This is a genomic window from Micromonospora sp. NBC_01392 (genome assembly GCF_045040125.1).
GTDB lineage: Bacteria > Actinomycetota > Actinomycetes > Mycobacteriales > Micromonosporaceae > Micromonospora.
In genome coordinates, this window is sequence record NZ_CP109549.1 from 2740819 (window position 1) to 2763234 (window position 22416).

21 protein-coding genes are annotated in these 22416 nt (G+C 74.1%); 17 read left to right on the plus strand and 4 right to left on the minus strand.

Going from position 1 to position 22416, the window contains the following annotated elements; translation table 11 throughout:
- The first annotated feature begins 104 nt into the window (after positions 1 to 104).
- Complete coding sequence (locus OG767_RS12600; protein ID WP_405093564.1) at positions 105 to 1181, plus strand: alcohol dehydrogenase catalytic domain-containing protein; 1077 nt, start codon at positions 105 to 107, stop codon at positions 1179 to 1181.
- Here OG767_RS12600 and OG767_RS12605 read toward each other — a convergent pair.
- The gene (locus OG767_RS12605) at positions 1165 to 2100 is read right to left on the minus strand and encodes a TetR/AcrR family transcriptional regulator C-terminal domain-containing protein (protein ID WP_405093565.1); all 936 of its coding nucleotides are present in this window, start codon (positions 2098 to 2100) and stop codon (positions 1165 to 1167) included. The genes OG767_RS12600 and OG767_RS12605 overlap by 17 nt on opposite strands.
- Before the next feature lie 145 nt (positions 2101 to 2245).
- Here OG767_RS12605 and OG767_RS12610 point away from each other — a divergent pair, with 145 nt between their 5' ends.
- From OG767_RS12610 to OG767_RS12640, 7 genes are all read left to right on the plus strand, one after another.
- Complete coding sequence (locus OG767_RS12610; RefSeq protein WP_405093566.1) at positions 2246 to 3445, plus strand: FAD-dependent monooxygenase; 1200 nt, start codon at positions 2246 to 2248, stop codon at positions 3443 to 3445.
- 265 nt (positions 3446 to 3710) lie between these two features.
- Positions 3711 to 4472: an ABC transporter ATP-binding protein gene (locus OG767_RS12615; protein ID WP_405093567.1), complete on the plus strand. Its 762-nt coding sequence runs from the start codon at positions 3711 to 3713 to the stop codon at positions 4470 to 4472.
- On the plus strand, positions 4459 to 5151 hold the full coding sequence (locus tag OG767_RS12620) for an ABC transporter ATP-binding protein (protein WP_107161231.1): 693 nt from the start codon (positions 4459 to 4461) through the stop codon (positions 5149 to 5151). The genes OG767_RS12615 and OG767_RS12620 overlap by 14 nt, the downstream gene beginning before the upstream one ends.
- A 43-nt stretch (positions 5152 to 5194) precedes the next feature.
- A complete protein-coding gene (locus OG767_RS12625; RefSeq protein WP_405093568.1) occupies positions 5195 to 6451 on the plus strand; it encodes an ABC transporter substrate-binding protein in 1257 nt (418 codons plus the stop codon).
- 1 nt (position 6452) lies between these two features.
- Positions 6453 to 7334 carry a branched-chain amino acid ABC transporter permease gene (locus OG767_RS12630; RefSeq protein WP_281939640.1) on the plus strand — a complete coding sequence of 294 codons (882 nt, stop codon included), beginning with the start codon at positions 6453 to 6455 and terminating at the stop codon, positions 7332 to 7334.
- The gene (locus tag OG767_RS12635; protein WP_405093569.1) at positions 7331 to 8350 is read left to right on the plus strand and encodes a branched-chain amino acid ABC transporter permease; all 1020 of its coding nucleotides are present in this window, start codon (positions 7331 to 7333) and stop codon (positions 8348 to 8350) included. Before OG767_RS12630 ends, OG767_RS12635 begins: the two co-directional genes overlap by 4 nt.
- Positions 8351 to 8425: 75 nt before the next feature.
- Positions 8426 to 9067, plus strand: coding sequence for a transcriptional regulator (locus OG767_RS12640; RefSeq protein WP_405093570.1), 642 nt, complete (start codon positions 8426 to 8428; stop codon positions 9065 to 9067).
- Between the two features lie 128 nt (positions 9068 to 9195).
- Here the strand turns inward: OG767_RS12640 and OG767_RS12645 are convergent, their stop codons facing one another.
- Positions 9196 to 9753, minus strand: a complete 558-nt coding sequence (locus tag OG767_RS12645) for a TetR/AcrR family transcriptional regulator (RefSeq protein ID WP_405093571.1) — start codon at positions 9751 to 9753, stop codon at positions 9196 to 9198.
- Between the two features lie 55 nt (positions 9754 to 9808).
- Here OG767_RS12645 and OG767_RS12650 point away from each other — a divergent pair, with 55 nt between their 5' ends.
- From OG767_RS12650 to OG767_RS12660, 3 genes are all read left to right on the plus strand, one after another.
- Positions 9809 to 10870: an FAD-dependent monooxygenase gene (locus OG767_RS12650; RefSeq protein ID WP_405093572.1), complete on the plus strand. Its 1062-nt coding sequence runs from the start codon at positions 9809 to 9811 to the stop codon at positions 10868 to 10870.
- A gap of 325 nt (positions 10871 to 11195) precedes the next feature.
- Positions 11196 to 12761, plus strand: coding sequence for an MFS transporter (locus tag OG767_RS12655; protein ID WP_405093573.1), 1566 nt, complete (start codon positions 11196 to 11198; stop codon positions 12759 to 12761).
- A gap of 11 nt (positions 12762 to 12772) precedes the next feature.
- Entirely contained in the window at positions 12773 to 13381 is a 609-nt protein-coding gene (locus OG767_RS12660) for a TetR/AcrR family transcriptional regulator (protein ID WP_405093574.1), read from the plus strand.
- Between the two features lie 66 nt (positions 13382 to 13447).
- Here the strand turns inward: OG767_RS12660 and OG767_RS12665 are convergent, their stop codons facing one another.
- Positions 13448 to 15367, minus strand: a complete 1920-nt coding sequence (locus tag OG767_RS12665) for a helix-turn-helix domain-containing protein (protein WP_405093575.1) — start codon at positions 15365 to 15367, stop codon at positions 13448 to 13450.
- A 14-nt stretch (positions 15368 to 15381) separates the two neighbouring features.
- Entirely contained in the window at positions 15382 to 16164 is a 783-nt protein-coding gene (locus OG767_RS12670; RefSeq protein WP_281939652.1) for a 3-hydroxybutyrate dehydrogenase, read from the minus strand.
- Between the two features lie 184 nt (positions 16165 to 16348).
- On the opposite strand from OG767_RS12670, the gene ruvC reads away from it, so the two are divergent.
- The 6 genes from ruvC (at position 16349) to secF (ending at position 22346) form a co-directional block, all read left to right on the plus strand.
- Positions 16349 to 16879, plus strand: coding sequence for a crossover junction endodeoxyribonuclease RuvC (ruvC, locus tag OG767_RS12675; RefSeq protein WP_405093576.1), 531 nt, complete (start codon positions 16349 to 16351; stop codon positions 16877 to 16879).
- Positions 16876 to 17478 carry a Holliday junction branch migration protein RuvA gene (gene ruvA, locus OG767_RS12680; protein WP_357300388.1) on the plus strand — a complete coding sequence of 201 codons (603 nt, stop codon included), beginning with the start codon at positions 16876 to 16878 and terminating at the stop codon, positions 17476 to 17478. The genes ruvC and ruvA overlap by 4 nt, the downstream gene beginning before the upstream one ends.
- Complete coding sequence (gene ruvB, locus OG767_RS12685; protein WP_405093577.1) at positions 17475 to 18539, plus strand: Holliday junction branch migration DNA helicase RuvB; 1065 nt, start codon at positions 17475 to 17477, stop codon at positions 18537 to 18539. The genes ruvA and ruvB overlap by 4 nt, the downstream gene beginning before the upstream one ends.
- A gap of 138 nt (positions 18540 to 18677) precedes the next feature.
- On the plus strand, positions 18678 to 19022 hold the full coding sequence (gene yajC, locus OG767_RS12690) for a preprotein translocase subunit YajC (RefSeq protein WP_278106464.1): 345 nt from the start codon (positions 18678 to 18680) through the stop codon (positions 19020 to 19022).
- 224 nt (positions 19023 to 19246) lie between these two features.
- Positions 19247 to 21157 carry a protein translocase subunit SecD gene (secD, locus tag OG767_RS12695; protein WP_405093578.1) on the plus strand — a complete coding sequence of 637 codons (1911 nt, stop codon included), beginning with the start codon at positions 19247 to 19249 and terminating at the stop codon, positions 21155 to 21157.
- 1 nt (position 21158) lies between these two features.
- Positions 21159 to 22346 (plus strand): protein translocase subunit SecF, encoded by a 1188-nt coding sequence (secF, locus tag OG767_RS12700; RefSeq protein ID WP_405093579.1) that lies wholly within the window; start codon positions 21159 to 21161, stop codon positions 22344 to 22346.
- Positions 22347 to 22416: the final 70 nt, after the last annotated feature.

Sequence of the window (22416 nt, forward strand, 5' to 3'; positions counted from 1 at the left end):
TCGGGGGTAGCGTCGAGGACCCACCGCCGATCTCCGCCCCCGAAGGACGCCATGGATCCCGTCGCCACACCGCCCGTCCCGCGCCCGCTGCCGGCGGTCCGGCGATGAGGGCGCTCGTGGTACGCGGCCGGGGCGCGACCCCGGCCGTCGAGGAGGTGCGCCTGCCCGCCCCGGGCCCGGGTGAGCTGCGGGTCCGGATCCGCGCGGCCGGCCTGTGCCACTCCGATCTGGCCATGGTGCAGGGCACGTTGACGCCCGGGTACCCGCTGGTGCTGGGGCACGAGGCGACCGGCGTGGTGGCCGAGGTCGGGCCGGGCACCGCGTTGCCCGTGGGCACGCCGGTGGTGCTCAACTGGGCGCCCGCCTGCCGCGACTGCTGGCACTGCCGGCACGGCGAGCCCTGGCTGTGTGTCGCGAACAGCGCCGCCTCGGTGCCGCGCGGCGAGACCGCCGACGGGGAGCCGGTGCAGGTCACGCTCGGGCTCGGCGCGCTCGCCGAGGAGGTGGTGGTGCCGGAGCGGGCGGCCGTGCCGGTGCCGGCCGGGCTGCCGCCGGCGCAGGCGGCGCTGCTGGGCTGCGCGGTGCTCACCGGCACCGGCGCGGTCCGCAACACCGCCCGGGTCGCCGCCGGCGAGTCGGTCGCGGTGATCGGGCTGGGCGGCGTCGGGCTGGCCGTGCTCACCGCCGCGCGTCGGGCCGGCGCGGCGCCGATCCTCGCCGTCGACGTGGTGGCGGCCAAGCGGGAGCTGGCCCTGGCCGCCGGCGCGACCGACTTCCTGCCCGCCGACGACGCGCTGAGCCGGGAGATCCGGGCCCGCACCGACGGGCGCGGGGTGGACCACGCGTTCGAGTGCGTCGGCCGGGCCGCCACCATCCGCGCCGCCTGGCGGGCCACCCGGCGCGGGGGCGCGGTCACCGTGGTCGGCATGGGCGGCCGGGACGACCTGCTCAGCCTCTCCGCGATGGAGATCTTCCACTCGGCGCGTACGCTGCGCTCCTCGGTCTACGGCTCGACCGACCCGGACCGCGAGGTGCCGGAGTTGGCCGCCGCGCTCGCCGCCGGTGACCTCGACCTGGCGCCGCTGGTCAGCGGCACGGTGTCACTGGCCGAGGCGCCCGCCGCGCTGGACCGGCTGGCCCGGGGCGAGGGCGCCCGCTGGGTGGTCACGTTCCCGGACTGAGCCCGCCGTCGACCAGGACCGCGACGCCGTCGAGCAGCCGTCGCAGGCCGAAGTCGAAGACCGTCTCCAGGTCCAGGTCGACGCCGCCGGCGGTCAGCGCGTCCATGGTGGCCAGTCGGCCGCCGGTCATCAGCCGGTGGAACGTGTCCTGCTGCCGGTCCACCCACTCCTCGTCGGTGAGCCCGGTGTCCTGCACCGCCTGCGCGCCGGCCTCCAGGTTGACCGCGACGCCCTTCACGTACGCCATCAGCGTGATCGCCACGTGCCAGCGCGCGTGGCGGTCCAGGCCCAGGCCGGCGGTGGCCCGCAGCGCCCGGTCGGTGTGCGCCATGCCGTGCGGCAGCGGCTGCGGCCGGGCGATGGTGATGACGTGCGGCACCCAGCGGTGCCGCCGGTAGACCGCCCACTGCGCCCGGGCCAGCGCCTCCAGCCGGGCCCGCCAGCCGGCCGGCTCGACCGCCGGCAGCGGCGCCTCGGCCAGCGCCGCGTCGGCCATCGCCAGGATCAGCTCGTCCCGGTTGCGCACGTGCCGGTGCAGTGCCAGCGTGGCCACGCCCAGCTCGGCGGCGACCGACCGCAGCGAGACCGCGCCGAGCCCGCCGGCGTCGGCCAGCGCGACCGCGGTCCGCAGCACCCGGTCGCGGCTCAGCTCGGGTCGTGACCGCGCCGGCCGGGCCGGGCCGGCGGGCTCGGCCACCACCGTGCCGGCGCCGGGCCGGGTGAGCACCAGGCCGTCGTCGCGCAGGCGGGCCAGCACCCGGGTCGCGGTGGCGATGGCGATGCCGTGTTCGCGGGTGAGCTGCCGGGCCGAGGGCACCCGGTCGCCCGGTCGCAGCTCGCCCCGCTCGATCCGGTGCCGGATCTCGGTGGCGATCCGCTGGTACGGCGGCTGCGGCCGCGGTCCGCGCTGCGCTGGCATCCCGGCACCTCCGCGCCGAAGCGTACTAGTGCGGTGGGTGGCCCGGGGGGCCGTGCGCGGGCGGCGTACTAGGTCGCGGCGCGTCCCGCCGGCCGGGCGGACCTAGCGTCCGACCCGACCGACGGGTGCGAACAGGGGAGACCCGATGAACGAACCGACAGTGCTCATCTCCGGGGCCGGCGTGGCCGGCCCGGCGCTCGCCTTCTGGCTGGCCCGGCACGGCTGGGCGGTGACCGTGGTGGAACGCGCGCCGGGGCTGCGTCCCGGCGGGCAGGCGGTCGACGTGCGGGGGACCGCCCGGACCGTGCTCGACCGGATGGGACTGACCGACCGGGTCCGGGCCGTCGGCGTCCGCGAACACGGCATGGCGTACGTGGACGCGCGCGGCCGGACCCGGGCCCGGCTGCCGGTGGCGGCGTTCGGCGGGGAGGGGATCGTCGCCGACCTGGAGATCCAGCGCGGTGACCTGGCCCGGCTGCTGTACGAGGCGACCCGCGACCACGTCGAGTACGTCCTCGACGACTCGATCGAGACGCTGGCGCAGGACGCCGACGGGGTGCGGCTCACCTTCGACCGCTCCGCCCCGCGCACCGTCGACCTGGTGGTCGGCGCGGACGGCTCGCACTCCCGCACCCGGGCGTTGGCGTTCGGCCCGGAGTCGGCGTACGTCCGGCCGCTCGGGGCGTACCTGGCGTACTTCTCCACCCCGTGTCCGGACGCCGACGGGTGGTTCCGGATGCACAACGCGCCCGGCGGTCGGGTGGTCGGCGTCCGGCCGACCCGGGACGGCCGCACCGCGGCGCTGTTCAGCTTCCGCTCCGACGCGCTCGACGTGGACCGGCGGGACCGGGCGGCCCAGCAACGGTTGCTGGCCGAGCGGTTCGCCGACGTGGGCTGGCGCGCGGCCGAGTTGCTGGCCGCCGCGCCCGCCGCCACCGACTTCTACTTCGACAGGTACGCCCAGGTGCGGATGGAGTCGTGGCACGCGGGCCGGGTCGGGTTGCTCGGCGACGCGGCCTGGTGCCCGTCCCCGTTGACCGGGCAGGGCACCAGCCTCGCGCTGGTCGGCGCGTACCTGCTGGCCGGCGAGCTGGCCGCCGCCGGGGGCGACCACCGGGCCGGTTACCGGCGTTTCGAGGAGCGGCTGCGGGCGCACGTGGCGAAGGGGCAGGAGATCCCGGGCGGTGGGCTCGCCGGGTTCCTGCCGGCCGGCCGGGCCGCGATCCGGATGCGGGACGCGTCGATGCGGGTGTTGGCGTCCCGGCCGATGCGCGGGCTCGCCACCCGGCTGTTCTTCAGCCAGGCCGACGGGCTCGACCTGCCGGAGTACGCCGTCGGCCGGTGAGCCCCCTACCCGGTCACCGGGCCGGGTCCGCTACCCGGTCGCGGGAGCCGGCCCGGTCACGGTGCCGGGCCACATGTCGACGGCTGCCGATGGGTAGACGGTGCCCGGCGCCTGTGGCGGTCCGCCCCGTGCCGGGCGGGGGGAATGTGTGGCGCATCGACATGGCTCGACCCGTTCGACGCCCCGTAGGTTTCCTGCACGCGACGGCCCTGTGACCCCGGTCACCGACCCGGCCGTGGCGGACGGACCTGCGGAGGGTGAGGCGATGGCCGGGCAAGCGATCCTGTCGGCCCGTGGGCTGACCCGGGACTTCCGGGGTTTCCGGGCCGTCGATCGCGTCGACCTGGACGTGGCGTCGGGCACCGTGCACGCCCTGGTGGGCCCGAACGGCGCCGGCAAGACCACGCTGTTCAACCTGCTCACCGGCTTCCTGCCGCCCAGCGGCGGCCGGATCGAGCTGGACGGCCGGGACGTCACCGGACTGCCCCCGGAGCGGGTGGCCCGGCTCGGCGTGGCCCGGTCGTTCCAGATCACCAGCCTCTTCCCGCAGCTCGGCGCGCGCGAGCACGTCGAGTTGGCGCTCCAGTCGTCCAGCGGGCTGGGCTGGCGGTTCTGGCGGTCGGCGAAGCTGATGCGCCGCTACCGGGACCGGGCCGACGAGCTGCTGGCCATGGTCGGTCTCGCCGACCTCGCCGAGGCCCCGGCCGAGGCGCTCGCGTACGGGCGCAAGCGGGCCCTGGAGCTGGCCATCGCGCTCGCCCTGGACCCGAAGGTGCTGCTGCTCGACGAGCCGACCGCCGGGATGGGCCTGGAGGACGTCGACCGCACCGTCGAGCTGATCGCCACCGTCCGCACCGGACGGACCGTGGTCATGGTCGAGCACAACATGAGCGTGGTGGGCCGCCTCGCCGACACGGTCACCGTCCTGCAGGCCGGCACCGTGCTGGTCGAGGGGCCGTACGAGCAGGTCCGCGCCGACGAGCGGGTCATCACCGCCTACCTGGGAGCCAGCGATGCTGCGCATTGAGAACCTGTCCGCCTGGTACGGCGAGGCCCAGGTGCTGCGCGAGGTGAGCCTGGAGGTGGCCGCCGGCGAGGTGGTCACGCTGGTCGGGCGCAACGGCGCCGGCAAGTCCACGCTGCTGCGGTCCGTGATGGGGCTGCACCCCGGCCAGCGCGGCACGGTGCACCTCGACGGGCGGGACATCTCCCGGCTGCCGGCGTACAAGCGGGCGCGGGCCGGGCTCGGCTGGGTCCCCGACGACCGGGGCGCGTACGCCACGCTCACGGTCACCGAGAACCTGACGCTGCCACCCCGGGTCGGCCCGGACCCGTGGCCGCTGGCGCGGGTGTACGAGGCGTTCCCCGCGCTGCACGCCCGGCGCGACTCGGCCGCGACCATGCTCTCCGGCGGCGAGCAGCAGATGCTCGCGCTGGCCCGGGTGCTGCGCATGGGCGCCCGGCTGCTGCTCTGCGACGAGCCCACCGAGGGGCTGTCGCCGCTGCTCGTGCAGCAGGTCGGCGACCTGCTGCGGGAGGCCAAGCGGCACGGCGTGACCGTGCTGCTGGTGGAACAGAACCTGCACTTCGCCACCGGCGTCGCCGACCGGCACTACCTGCTGGCCGAGGGCCGGATCGCGGAGGCGATGGAGAACACGGAGGTGCGCTCGCGGGAACGCGAGCTGCTGGCGTACCTCGGGATCTGACAGTCGACGGCCGAACCGCGCGGACCGCGCGGCGATGAAGGGGATGACCATGCGTAGGAGCGTGGGTGTGGCCGCCGCCTCGGCGGCGGCGCTGCTGGTGGCCGGCTGCGGCGGCGGTGGCCCGCAGTCCGGCGGCGACTCGAAGTTGACCGGCGACAAGATCGTGCTGGGCGTGCTCAACGACCAGTCGGGGGCCTACTCGGAGCTGTCCGGGCGCAACTCGGTCAAGGCCGTGGAGATGGCCATCGCCGACTTCAAGGCCAAGCACGGCGACGACGCGGTCACGAAGAACATCAGCGTGGAGACCGCCGACCACCAGAACAAGCCGGACGTGGCCAACAGCAAGGCCCAGGAGATGGTCGACCGCAAGGGCGTCGACGCGATCCTGGACGTGCCGACCTCGTCGGCCGCGCTGAAGGTCGCCGACGTGGCCAAGGAGAAGAAGAAGGTCTACTTCAACATCGGCGCGGCGACCACGGACCTGACCGGCAAGAGCTGCAACAAGTACACGTTCCACTACGCGTACGACACCTACATGCTGGCGCACGGCACCGGCACGGTGACCACCGAGCAGGTCGGCAAGAACTGGTACATCCTCTACCCGAACTACGCGTTCGGGCAGGACATGGAGAAGAGCTTCACGGCCGCCATCGGCGCGGCCGGCGGGCAGGTCGTCGGCTCCGACGGCGCGCCGTTCCCGAACACCAGCGGCGACTACTCGTCGTTCCTGCTCAAGGCGCCGACGCTGAACCCGAAGCCGCAGGTGCTCGGCACCATGCAGGCCGGCGCGGAACTGGTCAACGTGGTCAAGCAGTACAACGAGTTCAAGCTGCGGGAGAAGGGCGTCGGGCTGGCCGTCGGCCTGATGTTCATCACCGACATCCACTCGCTCACCCCGGCCGCGCTGGCCGGCACCACCTACACCGACGCCTGGTACTGGAACTTCGACAAGCAGAACCGGGAGTGGGCGGACCGGTTCCAGAAGGAGACCGGCACCCGGCCGTCGTTCGCGCACGCGGCCAACTACTCCGCCGCCATGCAGTACCTGGAGGCGGTGCAGGCCGCCGGCACCGACGACGCCGACGCCGTGGTCAAGGAACTGGAGGGCAAGGAGATCAACGACCTGTTCCTGCGCAACGGCAAGATCCGCGCGGAGGACCACCGGGTCGTCCACGACGCCTACCTGGCGCAGGTGAAGCCGCAGGCCGAGGTCAAGGAGCCGTGGGACTACGTGAAGATCCTCAAGACCATCCCGGCGGCCGAGGCCTTCCGCGCCCCGTCGGCCGACTGCAAGCTCTGACATGTCCGGCTTCCTGCAGAACACGTTCAACGGGCTGGTGGGCGGGGCGTTCTACGCCCTGCTCGCCCTCGGGCTCGCGGTCATCTTCGGCATGCTCCGGGTGGTGAACTTCGCCCACGGCGCGTTCTACATGCTCGGCGCGTTCGGGGCGTACGTGCTGCTGGCCGAGGCGGGCGTGCCGTTCTGGGCCGCGTTGGTGATCATGCCGCTGGCGCTGGGCCTGCTCGGCATGGCGCTGGAACGGGCGGTGATCCACCGGCTCACCCGGCTCGACCCGCTCTACAACTTCCTGCTCACCTTCGGCCTGACGCTGATCCTGCAGGACCTGGTCAAGTCCCGGTACGGCGTGCAGTCCAGCCCGTACGCCACGCCCGCCGAGCTGAGCGGGACCGTCGACTTCGGGCTCTTCGACTTCCCGACGTACCGGGTGTTCATCCTCGGCTTCACCGTGCTGCTCTGCGTGGCGGTCTGGTGGGTGCTCGGGCGGACCCGGATCGGCATGGTGGTCCGGGCCGCCACCGAGCGGCCGGAGCTGACCCGGGCGTTCGGCATCGACGTGGGGAGGTGGGTCACCCCGGTCTTCGGCTTCGGCATCGCGCTCGCCGGGCTGGCCGGGGTGCTCGCCGCCCCGATGCGGGCGGTCAACCCGCTGATGGGCGCCGACCTGATCATCGTGGTCTTCGCGGTGGTGGTGATCGGCGGGCTCGGCTCGATCTTCGGCTCGGTCGCCGCCGGCTTCGGCATCGGCCTGATCCAGGCGTGGGGCGAGGCATACCTGTCCGACTACCCGCTCGTGTCGCAGACCGTCGTGTTCGTGGTGATGGCCGCCGTGCTGCTGTGGCGCCCGGCCGGCCTGTTCGGCCGTGAGGAGGCACCCGCGTGAGCAGTACGGTGGACACCCCCACCGAGGAATCGGCCCGTCCGGCTGCCCGGTCCGGGCTGCTCGCCGTCGCGCGGGCGCCCGGCTGGGTCCGGTACGCGCTGCTGGCCGCCGGCCTGCTGGTGGCGCTCTGGCTGCCCAACGGGCTCTACCCGGCGGTCGCGGTGGACATCCTGTGCTGGGCGCTGTTCGCCGTCTCGGTGGACCTGCTGCTCGGCTTCACCGGGCTGATGTCGTTCGGGCACGCCGCGTTCTGGGGCACCTCGGCGTACGTCACCGGGCTGGTCGCGATCCACGCCGGCCTGCCGTTCCCGGCCGCGGTGCTGGCCGGGGCGCTGGCCGCGGCGCTGCTCGCGCTACCGATCGGCTACCTGGCGGTGAAGCGCACCGGGATCTACTTCGCGATGGTCACGCTGGCGTTCGCGCAGATGGTCTACTACGTGGCCAACGAGTGGCGCTCGGTGACCCAGGGCGAGAACGGCCTCCAGGGCGTGCCGCGCGCGTTCTTCGGCGCCGACCTCACCGACGACTACTACTTCTACTACGCGATCCTGCCGATCGTGCTGCTCGGGCTGCTCGCGGCGTGGCGGATCGTGCACTCGCCGTTCGGCCGGGTCCTGGTCGGCATCCGGGACAACCCGGCGCGGGCCCGCGCGCTGGGCTACCCGGTGCACCGTTACAAGCTGACCGCGTTCGTGCTCTCCGGGTTCCTCGCCGGGCTCGGCGGCGGGCTGTTCGCGGTCGGCCACCGGTTCGTCTCGCTGGACGTGCTGCACTGGACCACGTCCGGCAAGGCGGTCATCGTGGTGGTGCTCGGCGGCATCGGCACGCTGTGGGGCGGCGTGCTCGGCGCGGCGCTGGTGGTCCGACTGGAGGACTGGCTGTCGTTCTCCGGGTTCGAGGCCATCGGGCTGGTCACCGGCGGCATCTTCGTGCTGGTCGTGCTGCTGTTCCGGCGGGGCGTCTGGGGCACTGTCGCGCACCTGGCCCGGCGTCGGGGAGCCGCCCGGCGCGAATGAACCTCCCGGTGGCGCATCCGGATCGGGCCGCCCGGACGAACCCCCAGGTAGAAGAGCTACCCGGGGGTACGTCCGTTGCTGACCGAGAACATGCCGGCCGGGGCCGCCGAGTCGGCCCGTAAACGGCTCATCACCGCCGCCGAGGACCTGGACGACAACCAGGTCGCCGGGCTGGTGCTCGACCTCGCCGCCGAGGTCGGGGTCGCGCCCTTCTGGGAGCAGATCTGCCTGCCGCTGCTGGGCGCGCTGCGCGGGCACAGCGCCGCCGAGATCGCGGTCGAGCACGCCCTGTCCGAGGGCGTCCGGGTCGGGCTGGACGTGTTCCGCCGGGAACCGACCCGACCGCTGCCGGTCGAGGGGGTGCTGCTCGCCGGCGCCGAGCACGAGACGCACTGCCTGGGGCTGCACGCCCTGGCGGCGGCGCTGCGCGAGCACGGTCGGGGCTGCCTGCATCTGGGCCCGGCCCTGCCCTGGTCCGCGCTGGCCAGCGCGGTGGCCCGGGTCCGGCCCCGGGTGGTGGTGGTCTGGTCGCAGACTCCGGTGACCGGTCGGGCGTACCGCCTGGTCCGGCTCCGGCGGGACGTCCCGGACGTCCGCCTGCTCGCCGCCGGGCCGGGCTGGATCGAGCCGTTCCCGCCCGGCCCCGCCGCCCCGCGCCGCCTCACCACCCTCGCCGAGGCCACCGCCGCCTGCCTGGAAGGCGGGGCCCCCGCTTAACGCCTCCGGTAGAGATGGGCGCCCCGCTTGGCGGGCACCCGCTTGGCGGGAGCGCCGTCGGCGGGCGGGCCGTCGGCGGGCGGGCCGTCGGCGGGCGGGCCGTCGGTGGGTGCGCCGTCGGCGGGCGTTCAGCCGGTGCGGAAGCCGTGCAGCAGGGCGGCCACCGCCGACTCCGGCTCGAACGCCTCCTCGGGGGCGGCGAGCTGGTTGCCGAGGAGCCCGTCGACGAGCGCGAGCAGGCTCCGGAAGTGGGTCGCCGGATCGGTGGAGCCGAGCGCCGCGACCAGCGGCACCCCCCACTCGGCCAGCCGTGCCCGCCCGGCCTCGATGGCGGGCCGTAGTTCGGGCCGCACGGCCGCCTCCACGAACAGCGCGTACCGGGCCAGCGTGACCACCCGCTCCTCCTCGGTGAACCGGCGGATCAGCCGGCCGAGCACGCGGGTGAAGCCGGCGACGTCCCCGGGCGGCAGATCGACGGCGAGCCGCTGCCAGGCCAGCGTCTCCACCTCGACCAGCCGGGCGAAGACGCCGTCGACGAGCGCCTCCCGGGTGCGGAACCGGTTGGACGCGGAGCCCTCGGGCAGGCCCGCCTCGGCGTCCACCGCCCGGTGGGTGAGCTGCCGCGGACCCCGGGTGCCGAGCACCCGGATGGCGGCGTCGAGCAGGAGCTGCCGGCGATCGGTCACCGGATCAGACTACAGGTGTAGTGAAGGCGACTACATCTGTAGTACGGTGGCCGGCATGGCGGGTCGGGCGGTGGTGGTCGGTGGCGGCATCGGAGGGCTGGCGGCGGGCATCGGGTTACGCGCCGCCGGCTGGGAGGTCACGGTCCTGGAGCGGTCCGCCGGGCTGCCGGAGACCGGGACCGGCCTCGGCATCTGGCCCACGGCGATGCGCGCGTTGGACACGCTCGGCGTGGGCGACGAGGTGCGTCGGCGGGCCCGCCGGCAGGCCGGCGGGTCGATCCGGCGACCGGACGGACGCCGCATCGCCACCATCGACGTCGACCGGCTGGAACGCCGCCACGGCGAGCCGGTCCACCTCGTCACCCGGCCGGCGCTGCTCGCGGTGCTGGCCGGCGCGCTGCCCGGACCGGCGCTGCGGTTCGCCACGCCGGTCGTCGACCCGGGCGCGCTCATCGACGCGTACGACCTGGTGGTCGGCGCGGACGGGATCAACAGCGTGGTCCGCGTCGCGCTGCACGGGCAGCGCTGTCCGCTGCGCTACGCCGGCGCGGTGGCCTGGCGCGGGGTGGCCGACGTGGAACTGTCCGAGGGGGGTGAGACCTGGGGGCGGGGCCGCCGGTTCGGCCTCACGCCGATCGGCGACGGGCGGACCAACTGGTACGCCTCGGTGCGCCTCCCGAAAGGGCATCCCGCACCGGTGGACGACGTCGCCGAGCTGCGCCGCCTCTTCGGCGACTGGCACCCGCCGGTGCGCCGGGTGCTGGACGCCCTCACCCCGGCCGGCGTCCTGCGGCACGAGATCCGCGACCTGACGCCGCTGCCGTCCTACGTGGCCGGCCGGACGGCACTGCTCGGCGACGCCGCCCACGCCATGACCCCCGACCTCGGGCAGGGCGCCTGCCAGGCGCTGATCGACGCGGTCGCGCTGGCCGACTGCGTCCGCGACGCCGACGACCTGCCGGCCGCGCTGCGGGCGTACGACAGGCGCCGTCGCCGGCCCACCCAGCGGATCGCGGCCGGCGCGCGGTGGGCGGGGCGGCTCGCCCAGGCCCGGCGGCTGCTGCCGGTGCGGGACGCGGTGCTCCGGCTGGCGCTGGCCGCAGGCCCACCGGCCTGAGGCCCCCCCGCCCCCGCCCCGCCCCCGCCCCCGCCCCCGGGGCCGCGACGCCCCGGCATCCTGTTTCACGGAAAGAGTGGCTAACTGGGCCCCGAAGGCCACTCTTTCCGTGAAACAGGCGCATGGGGGGCGGCGCGTGGCGGCGGGGCGGGGCGCCTGAGGTCTGGTGCGGGCTCGCGTTTGGGGGTGGGGTCGCACCGGCGTGACCTGGCACACATTCGATACGGACCTGTTCCGTATCGAAACTCGCTCACCTACGCTCGGCAGCGTTACGAGTCTGCCCCGTATCGTATTCGGACGCGGGTGAGCCGGGGGGAGAACCCAGATGGAAGCGCACGAAAACACCGGACACCCGAGGAGGTGGGCGATCCTGGGCGTGCTGGTGATCAGCCTGCTCGTGGTCGTCCTCGACAACACCATCCTCAACGTCGCCCTGCGCACGCTCGCCGACCCGGTGCACGGCCTCGGCGCCAGCCAGGGCGACCTGGAGTGGGCGATCAACTCCTACACCCTCGTCTTCGCCGGCCTGCTCTTCACGTTCGGCGTGCTCGGCGACCGGTTCGGCCGCCGGCGCTTCCTGATCCTCGGGCTGGTGCTGTTCGGGCTGGCCTCGCTGCTCTCCGCGTACGCGCAGGACCCGGCGCAGCTCATCGGCGCGCGGGCCCTGATGGGCGTCGGCGGCGCCGCCATCATGCCGGTGACGCTCTCGATCATCTCCAATGTCTTCGACCCGCGCGAGCGCGCCCGCGCGATCGGCGTCTGGGCCGGCGCGGTCGGTCTCGCCGTGGCCATCGGCCCGGTGCTCGGCGGCGCCCTGCTGGAGCACTTCTGGTGGGGCTCGGTCTTCCTGATCAACGTGCCGGTGGTGGTGGTCGGCGTGGCGCTGGTGGCGATGCTGGTCCCCGAGTCCCGGGACCCCGCTCCCGGCCGGGTGGACGTGCTCGGCGTGCTGCTCTCCGTGGTCGGCCTGGTCGCCCTCACCTACGGCATCATCGACGGTGGCGAGCACGGCTTCGGCCGGCCGCAGGTCTGGGCCGCGATCGTCGGCGGGCTCGCGGTGCTCGGCTGGTTCGTCGCCCACGAGCTGCGCAGTGACCACCCGTCGCTGGACGTGCGACTGTTCCGGGTGCCCCGGTTCGCCGCCCCGGTGGCGTTGGTCGGGCTGGTCTTCTTCGCCGCCATGGGCGTGATGTTCTTCGGCGCGTTCTACCTCCAGCTCGTGCGTGGCTACAGCCCGCTGGAGAGCGGCCTGCTCTTCCTGCCCTTCGCGGCCGCCCAGCTGATCTTCGCGCCGCGCAGCGCCGCGATGGTCCGTCGCTACGGCGGCCGGGCGGTCGCCGCGGTCGGGCTGCTGCTGACCACGATCGCGCTCGCCGCGTTCGTGTTCATCGACGCGGACACGCCCATCTGGATCTTCTCGGCGGTGGGTTTCGTGCAGGGCGCCGGAATGGCCAACATCATGCCGCCGGCCACCGAGTCGATCATGTCGGCGCTGCCCCGGGAGAAGGCCGGCGTGGGCTCGGCGGTCAGCAACACGGTCCGCCAGGTGGCCGGCGCGCTCGGCGTGGCGGTGCTCGGCTCGGTGCTCTCCGCGGTCTACCGCGACCAGGTCGGCCCCGCGGTGGCCGCGCTGCCCGCGCCGGTCCGCGACGCCGCCCGGGAGTCGGTCTCCGGCGCGTACGCGGTCGCCGACCGCCTCGGCCCGGCTGCGCCGCGACTGATCGACGCCGCCAACGACTCCTTCGTCTCCGCGATGCACTGGGCCGCCGGCATCTCCGCGCTGGTGGCCGCGCTCGGCATCGTGATCGTGGTGCGGTGGATGCCGGGGCGGGCGGTCGTCGCGCCCGACGCCGCCCCGGCCACCGAGCCGGAGTTGGCCGGGACCGCGTAGGTTCGTGGACAATGTCTGACATGACGTCCACGACGGGTGCTCCGCGATCGCCGGGTCGACCGCGGAGCACCCGCGCCGACGAGGCGATCGTGGAAGCCACCCTCGACCTGCTCGCCGAGGGCAGCACGATCGAGGCGCTCTCCATCGAGGCGATCGCGGCCCGGGCCGGGGTCGGCAAGGCCACCATCTACCGCCGCTGGTCGGGCAAGGAGGCGCTGCTGCTGGACGCGCTGCGCCGGCTCAAGGGCGTCCCGCCCCGCCCCGGTGGGCGTTCCGTCCGGGACGACCTGGTGCTGCTGGTCGGCGCCGTCGGCCAGCACACCGACCCCCGGGCCCGCAAGATCATGCCCTGCCTGGTGCCCGAGGTGAGCCGCAGCTCCGCCCACCGGCAGGCCTACGAGGCGATCATCGAGCCCCGGCGGCAGGCCATGCGCGACGTGCTGCGCCGCGCGATGGACAGCGGCGAGCTGCGCGCCGACCTCGACATCGAGGTGGCCATGGCGTTGCTCACCGCGCCGATGCTCACCCAGCGCATGCTGCACTGGCACCCCGAGCTGGACGAACGCATCCTGCCCGAGCGGATCGTGGACGCCGTCCTGGACGGCCTGCGCGTCCGCTGACGCCCGGCCCGCGCGCCGGCCGGCCGGGTGCGCGCCGACGTCAGCCGGCCGGGGTGCGCGCCGACGTCAGCCGGCCGGGGTGCGCAGCCGGTGCAGGCGCAGCGCGAGCTGCACCTCCAGCGCCCGCTCCGGCTTCTGCCAGTCGGCGCCGAGCAACTGCCCGACCCGCTCCAGCCGCTGGGTCACGGTGTTGACGTGCACGTGCAGCTGCTCGGCCGCCCGGGCCAGGCTGCCGCCCACCCCGAAGTACGCCTCCAGCGTCCGCACCAGCGCGGTGCCCCGCCGGGCGTCGTAGTCGACCACCGGCCCCACCGTGGCGGTGAGGAACCGGGCCACGTCCCGGTCGCCGGCGTCGCCGACCGCCCCGAGCAGCAGCCCGACGAAGCCCAGCTCCGCGGTGCTCGCGCCCTGCCCGGCCCGGCCCAACGCGCCGAGCGCGGTCAGGCAACGCTCCGCCTCGGCGAACGCGACCGCCAGCGACGCCGGACCGGTCGACGGCCCGCTCGCCCCGGCGGTCACCGGCCGGCCGGTCACCCGGGACAGGTCCCGGGCCACCGCGCGGGCCGCGCCGCCGGCGTCCCGGCCGGGCAGCATCAGCACCACCCGGCCGTCCCGCGCCGCGGCCAGCCCGCCCCGCGTCGAGGCGTACGTGGTGGCCCAGGAGAGCACCCGCTGCCGGGCCGAACCGGTCTCGGCGAACGCGTCGTCACCGACCGCCACCAGCACGTGCGGGGCGTCCAGGTCCACCCCGATCCGGCGGGCCCGGCCGCGCAGCGCGTCGGCGTCCCGCAACGGGCGGGCGATCAGGTCGTCCAGCAGCTCGCCCCGGACCCGCCCCTCCGCCTCGGCCACCGTGCGGCGGAACAGCAGCAGCAACGCGGTCACCAGCGCGGCCCGCTCCAGGATGCGCTGGTCGGCGTCGACCAGCTCGTCGTCCGGGCGCAGCACCAGCGCGCCCAGGTTCTCGGTGCCGGCCACCACCGCGGCGTACCAGAGCGGGCCCCGGCGTACGCTGCGCCCCTCGGTGCGCGACGCGGCGACCGCCTCCACGATGTCCGCCCGGTCCGGCTCGTCGATCTCACCGACCCGGGCCAGCCGCCGCCCCTCGGCGTCCAACGCCAGCAGCGCGCCGCCGAGCACCTCGGTCACCGCGGCCGCCACGTCCTCCATCCCGCCGCCGCGTACCACCAGCGCGGTCATCCGGTCGTGCGCGGCGGCGGCCCGCTCCACCGAGCTGCTGTGCGCCTGGATCGTGCCGTTCGCCGCCGACAACTCCGCCAACGCGGCCCGCGTCTCGGCCAGCAGCCGCGCGGTGTCGATCGCCACCGCGGCGTGCGCCCCCAGCGAGACCAGCAGCGACACCTCCTCCCGGGCGAACGGGCGCGCCGAGCGGTTGGCCGCGTAGAGCACGCCGATCACGCTGGAGCCCAGTCGCAGCGGCACCCCCAGGATGGCCACCAGGCCCTCCTCGCCCACCCCGCCGTCGATCTCCCCGGTGTGCCGGAACCGCTCGTCCTCCTGGTAGTTCGAGGTGACGTACGGGGTGCCGGTCTGCGCCACCAGACCGCCCAGCCCGTCGCCCATCTCCAGCCGCAGCCGCTGGAACCGGGCCGAGATCGACCCGTCGGTGACCCGCATGTACGTGTCGCCGCGCTCGTCGTCGTTGAGCGTCATGTACGCCACGTCGGTGCCGAGCAGGATCCGGGCCCGGTGCACGATCGCGCGCAGCACGTCGTCCAGGTCCCGCAGGCCGGCCAGGTCGCTGGCGGTGTCGTACAGGCCGGACAGCTCGGTCTCCCGGCGCCGGCGGCGCCCCAGCAGCGCCCGCACCCGCAGCGCCACCACCTTCGCCTGCTCCAGCTCGGCCAGCCGGTCGGCGGGCAGGCCGGCGGCGCGCGCGGCGACCAGCGGACCCTCGAACTCGACCGCGGCGGCCTCGCGCGCCAGCAGCTCCAGGAACTCCACCGGCGACGACATGACCGACATTGTGCGCGGCGCCACTAGTTGGCCGTCCAGCCCCCGTCGAGGGCGATCGAGGCGCCGGTGAGGAACGCGGCCGGCGGCGCGCACAGGTACGCCACCAACTCCGCCACCTCCTCCGGCTCGATCAGCCGCTTGATCGCCGCCCGCGCCAGCATGATCTTCTCGATCACCTCGTCCTCGCCGATGCCGTGACTGGCCGCCTGGTCGGCGATCTGGCTCTCCACCAGCGCGGTCCGCACGTACGCCGGGTTGATGCAGTTGGCCGTCACGCCGTGCGCGGCGCCCTCCAGCGCGACCACCTTGGACAGCCCTTCGAGGGCGTGCTTCGCCGAGACGTACGCCGCCTTGAACGGCGAGGCGCGCAGCCCGTGCACCGAGGAGATGTTGACGATCCGGCCCCAGCCGTTCGCGTACATCCGGGGCAGCGCCCGGCGGATCAACAGGAACGGCGCCTCGACCATCACCCGCTGGATGTACTCGAACCGCTCGACCGGGAACTCCTGCACCGGCGCGACGTGCTGCAGGCCGGCGTTGTTCACCACGATGTCGGCGTCCACCTCGAGCCGGCCGACCGCCTCCGGGTCGGCCAGGTCGACGCCCTCGGCCCGGCCCCCGGCCTCGGCGGCGACCGCCTTGGCCGCCTCCACGTTGCGGTCCAGCACCACGACCGAGGCGCCGGCCGCCGCCAGCCGCAGGGCGCAGGCCCGTCCGATGCCGCTGCCACCACCGGTCACCAGCGCGTTGCGACCGGAGAGGTCGACGTGTACGACGTGGGGGACCGCCACGGGTTCTGCCGTCATGGCGCAAGAAGTTACGAGGCGTGTGGCCCCGGGCACATGGGGCGGCGACACATACTCGACCGCTTCGGTGTGTGGTGCGTTCCGCCCCGTTCCGCCCCCGGCGTGTCCGCCCGTCCGCTGGTCGGACCCGACCAGTAGGGTGTGTCGAACACACGTACTGCTGACGGCTCGGGGAGGAGGCGGCGTGCGCGTGCTGGGCGTCGACCCGGGGCTGACCCGGTGCGGGGTCGGCGTGGTCGAGGGCTTCCCCGGGCGCGCCTGCACGCTTGTCGCCTACTACGTCGTCCACACCGATCCCGGGGACGACCTGCCGCTGCGCCTGCTGCACCTGGACCGGTCGCTCACCGACCTGGTCGCCGAGCACCGGCCGGACGCGGTCGCCGTGGAACGCGTGTTCAGCCAGCACAACGTGCGCACCGTGATGGGCACCGCCCAGGCGAGCGGCATCGCGGTGCTCGCCGGCGCGCGGGCCGGGCTGCCGGTGACGACCTACACCCCGAGCGAGGTGAAGGCGGCGGTGACCGGTTCCGGTCAGGCCGACAAGAAGCAGATGACCACCATGGTCACCCGCCTGCTGCGGCTGGCGGAGCCGCCGAAACCGGCCGACGCCGCCGACGCGCTGGCGCTGGCCATCTGTCACGTCTGGCGGGGCGGCACCCGGTCCAAGCTGGCCGCGGCCGCCGACGAGGCCCGACGAGGAGGGGCGCGACGATGATCGCGAGTGTGCGCGGCACCGTGACCGCGACCGGTCCGGATCACGCGGTGGTGGAGGTGGGCGGCATCGGCCTGGCCGTGCAGTGCGCCCCCGGCACGCTCGCCGACCTGCGGGTCGGCCAGCCGGCCCGGCTGGCCACCAGCCTGGTGGTCCGGGAGGACTCGCTCACCCTCTACGGCTTCGCCGACGACGACGCCAAGCAGCTGTTCGAGCTGCTCCAGACCGCCAGCGGGGTCGGCCCGCGGTTGGCCCAGGCGGTGCTCGCCGTGCACACCCCGGACGCGGTCCGCAAGGCCATCGCCAACGCCGACACCGCGGCGCTGACCCGGGTGCCGGGGATCGGCAAGAAGGGCGCCGAGCGGCTGGTGCTGGAGTTGCGCGACCGGATCGGTCCGGTGGCGATCGGCCCGGACGGCGCGGCCGGGGTGACCGCCGGCGCCTGGCCGGAGCAGGTGCGTCAGGCGCTTGTCGGGCTCGGCTGGTCGGCGGCCCAGGCCGAGCAGGCGGTGGCCGCGGTCGCGGAGACCGTCGACGGTGCGACCCCGCCGGTGCCGGTCCTGCTCAAGCAGGCCATCCGCCTGCTGGGCCGCACCCGATGAGCAACGAGAACCTGGTCTCGGCGTACGTCAGCGACGCGGAGCTGGACGCGGAGGCCAGCGTCCGGCCGAAGCGGCTCGCCGAGTTCATCGCCCAGGACCGGGTCCGCGACCAGCTCGACCTGCTGTTGCAGGGCGCGATGCGGCGCGGTTCCCCGCCGGACCACATCCTGCTCTCGGGCCCGCCCGGGCTCGGGAAGACCAGCCTGGCCAACATCGTGGCGGCCGAGCTGGGCGCCGGCATCCGGGTGACCAGCGGGCCGGCGATCGAGCGGTCCGGCGACCTGGCCGCGATCCTGACCAGCCTCGCCGAGGGCGACGTGCTGTTCATCGACGAGATTCACCGGATCGCCAAGCCTGCCGAGGAACTGCTCTACAGCGCCATGGAGGACTTCCGGGTCGACGTGGTGGTGGGCAAGGGGCCCGGCGCGACCGCCATCCCGCTGGACGTGGAACCGTTCACGCTGGTCGGCGCCACCACCCGGTCGGGCCTGCTGACCGGCCCGATGCGCGACCGGTTCGGCTTCGTCGCGCACCTGGACTTCTACTCCCCGGCCGACCTCAAGACGCTGCTGCACCGGTCCGCCCGGATCCTCGGCGTGCCGATCACGCCGGAGGGCGCGGCGGAGATCGCCGGCCGGTCCCGGGGCACGCCACGGATCGCCAACCGGCTGCTGCGCCGGGTCCGGGACTACGCCGAGGTCCGCGCCGACGGCGTGGTCACGGTGGAGACCGCCCGGTCCGCGCTGACCGTCTACGACGTGGACGCGCTCGGCCTGGACCGGCTCGACCGGGCGGTGCTCAAGGCGCTGGTGGACTCGTTCCGGGGCGGCCCGGTCGGGGTCTCCACCCTCGCGGTGGCGGTGGGGGAGCAGCCGGACACGGTCGAGGAGGTCTGCGAGCCGTTCCTGGTGCGGGCCGGGCTGCTGGCCCGGACGCCCCGGGGCCGGGTGGCGACCGAGGCGGCCTGGCGGCACCTGGGGCGCAACCCCCCGAATGGTACATTTGGCATGGAAGCCCCTTCGGGGCCCGATCTGTTCTCGACGCAGACCGATCGGCCGTGATCCTAACGTGATCTGTGCCGCATTCGGTCTTCTCAGGAGCAGGGACTAGACTTCGCCGCGGTCTGTACAGGACGTGAGAATCCGCCTCCGCTGCGGTGCCCCCCGGGGCCGGCGGGGGCCAACCGGAAGGTCGACACCGTGCTTTACGCAGCAGCGAGTGGCGGGGGAGCCGGCGGTCTGACGCCGATCCTCATGATCGCTCTGCTCTTCGTCGTCATGTACTTCATGATGATCCGTCCGCAGCAGAAGCGCCGCCGGGAGGCGGAGCAGATGCAGTCCGCTCTCGCCCCGGGCGACGAGGTGGTCACCATCGGCGGCCTGCACGGCACGGTCACCGTGGTCGAGGACGAGACGGTCCTGCTCGAGGTCGCCCCCGGCGTGCAGACCCGGTACGCGCGTCCCGCCGTGGCCCGGGTGGTCAAGCGGGCCGAGGCGCCCGAGGCCGAGACCATCAGCGAGGAAGCCGAGTCGGTCAAGGAGTGACCAGTCGCCCCGGACGGGGCAGCGGAAACACCCCCACAAGTGGATAGTTGGGTCGGCGTCCGTCGTCGGCACGCGGCCGGACCCGCGCGACGCCCCCGCGTCGCGCCGGGGTCTGCGTGCCGGTCGCCGGTGCCGGCCAGCCGGAGCAGTCGGGCGGACACCCCCGGCCCGACAGTTGTCGCCGCCGTGGAAGCGGCGCGACCGTACAGGGAGACAGGACAGCCGTGGCACCACCTCAGGGACAGATGCGCCCCGGACGGCAACTCGCCGTGCTCGGGTTCATCTTCGTCGTCCTCTATCTTTTGGTGTTCTTCTCGGGCGGCGCCAGCGGTGGCTGGAAGGACCGGCTGGAGCCCCGGCTCGGCCTGGACCTCATCGGCGGCACCCGGCTGACGCTCGAGGCCACCAACACGGTGGACGGCAAGCCGCCGACCGCCGAGAACCTCGAAGAGGCGCGCCAGATCATCGAGAGTCGGGTCAACGCCTACGGCGTGGCCGAGGCGGAGGTGGTCACCGAGGGCAACCGGAACATCGTCATCTCCCTGCCCGGCGAGAACCGTGACCTGACCGACGTGGGCAGCGCCGCCGAGCTGCGCTTCCGCAAGGTGCTCAAGGCCACCGACGGCAGCGGCGCGGCCGCCGCCCCGGCGCCGAGCCCCAGCGCCTCGGCGGCCCCGTCCGGCAGCGCCAAGCCCTCGGGCAGCGCCTCGCCGAAGCCGTCCGGCAGCGCGTCGCCGAAGCCGAGCGCCAGCGCCAAGGTCACCGCGTCGCCGAGCGCCGGCGGGCAGGGCGGCATGGCCCCCGCGCCGAGCGCCAGCGCCACGCCGACGCCGTCGGCCCCGGCGAGCGCCGCGCCGAGCGCCAGCGCCGCGCCGGTGCCGCAGAGCATCGAGCAGCAGCGCAAGGCCGTCGAGCAGAAGGTGGGCGCGGCCGCCTGGGCCGCCGCCTCCGGGCTCCAGGCCCCGGCCGATCCGGCGCAGGCCGCCGCGTTCAAGCCGTTCGGCACGCTCTCCCCGCAGGAGACCGCGGTGCTCCCGGTCGAGATGCAGTTCAACGTCCCGACCATCACCTGTGCCCAGCTCGACAAGCGGCCGGCCGGCTCGATCAACGACCCGAAGCAGAAGGCGGTGGCGTGCGAGTCCGGCGCGAAGTACCTGCTCGACGTGGCCAAGGTGGAGGGCACCGACGTCAAGAACGCCTCCGCCCAGCTCGACCAGACCAGTGCCTGGGTGGTCAGCCTCACCTTCAAGGGTGACGGTCAGGAGAAGTGGACCGCGCTGACCCGCGAGGCGTTCAACAACGAGGGCCAGGCCTGCGACCAGACCGCGCTCGGCCAGGACGGCAAGTGCCGGGTCGCCGTGGTGCTGGACAACGAGATCGTCTCCTCGCCGGAGATCCAGGGCGTGCTCACCGGCGACTCGCAGATCACCGGCAGCTTCGACAACAAGTCGGCGAACGCGCTGGCCAGCCAGCTCCGCTACGGCGCGCTGCCGGTCACGTTCGAGCCGCAGGAGAGCCAGAACGTCACCGCGACGCTCGGTGACAGCCACCTGCGGGCCGGCCTGCTGGCCGCCGGCATCGGCATGCTGCTGGTCATCATCTACTCGTTCTTCTACTACCGGCTGCTGGGCTCGGTCATCTTCCTCAGCCTGGTGCTCTCCGCGCTGCTGGTCTTCGGCGCGCTGGTGGTGCTGGGCCGGTCGATCGGCTTCACGCTCACGCTCGCCGGCATCGCCGGCATGATCGTCTCACTCGGTGTGGCGGCGGACTCGTTCGTCATCTACTTCGAACGCCTCAAGGACGAGATCCGCGAGGGCCGCAGCCCGCGCAGTGCGGTGCCCCGCGCCTGGATCCGGGCCCGCCGGACGATCATCTCGGCGAACGCCATCACGCTGATGTCGGCCGTGGTGCTCTACATCGTGTCGGTCGGCGCGGTGAAGGGCTTCGCCTTCGCGCTCGGCCTGGCGACCGTGCTCGACCTGGTCGTCGTGTTCCTCTTCCGTCACCCGATCATGACGATGTTCGCCCGCACCCGGGCGTTCCTGTCCCCGCGGGTCAGCGGTCTGGGCCGGGCGCTGCCGGCCCGGTCGGCCGAGCCGGGCACCGCCCGCAACCCGCGCGTCAAGGAGGCCTGAGATGGCTAAGAGTGGTCTGGCCGCCCGGCTCTACCGGGGCGAGGCCGATCTCAACATCGTCGGCAAGCGCAAGCTGTGGTTCGGCGTGGCCGGCGCGCTGGTGCTGATCGCGGTGCTGAGCTTCGCGATCAACGGGTTCAAGCTCGGCATCGAGTTCGCCGGCGGCAACTCGTTCCAGGTGCCGGCCAGCGTCGGCACGCTCGACCAGGCCGAGCGCACCATCGACGACGTGCTGGCCAAGGAGGCCCCCGGCGTCGAGGTGGTCACCGCGCAGAAGGTCGGCGGGGCCGGCGGCGAGACCTACGAGATGCGCACCGGGCAGCTCAGCCAGGAGCAGGCCAACGCGGCCAAGACCGCGATGGCGCAGGAGTTCGGCATCCCGGCCGACCAGATCAGCGGCAGCCAGGTCTCCGAGGCCTGGGGCAGCCAGGTCACCTCCCGCGCGTTCCTCGGCCTGCTGATCTTCCTCGCCGTGGTGTCGATCTACCTGGTGCTGCGCTTCGAGTGGCGGATGGCGGTCGCCGCGATCATCTCGCTGCTCACCAACCTGGTCCTCACCTCCGGCATCTACTCGCTTGTCGGCTTCGAGGTCACCCCGTCGACGATCATCGGCTTCCTCACCATCCTGGGCTTCGCGCTCTACGACGTGGTGGTGGTCTTCGACAAGGTGCAGGAGAACACGCGGGGCATCACCGCGAACAACAACCTCACCTACGGCGAGGCGTCGAACCTGGCGCTCAACCAGAGCCTCATGCGTTCGCTGAACACGTCGGTGGTGGCGCTGCTCCCCGTCGGCGGCCTGCTGTTCATCGGCGCCGGCCTGCTCGGCGCCGGCACCCTGAAGGACCTGGGCCTGGTGCTCTTCGTCGGCATGGCGGTGGCGTTCCTGACCTCGATCCTGCTGGCCACCCCGCTGCTGGTGCTGCTGAAGAACCAGGACCCGCGGATCAGCGCGCACAACAAGCGGGTGCTCTCCCGCCGGGCGGCCATCGCCCGGGGCGAGATCACGCCGAAGGGCGCCCCGCGTCCCGCGTCGACCGGTGACCAGCCGATCGAGGCGGACGCGGCGCTGGCCGGCGCCGCCCCCAAGGTCGGCTCCCGGCCGACCGGCAAGCGCCCCAGCGGCGCCCGGGGCGGTCGGCCCAGCGGCGGCGGAGGCAACCGGCCGGGCGGCGCGAAGCGCCGCTGACCGCAGGACCCGAGAAGATCGACCGGACGGCGTCCGTCATGCTGTTACCACGGCATGACGGACGCCGTCG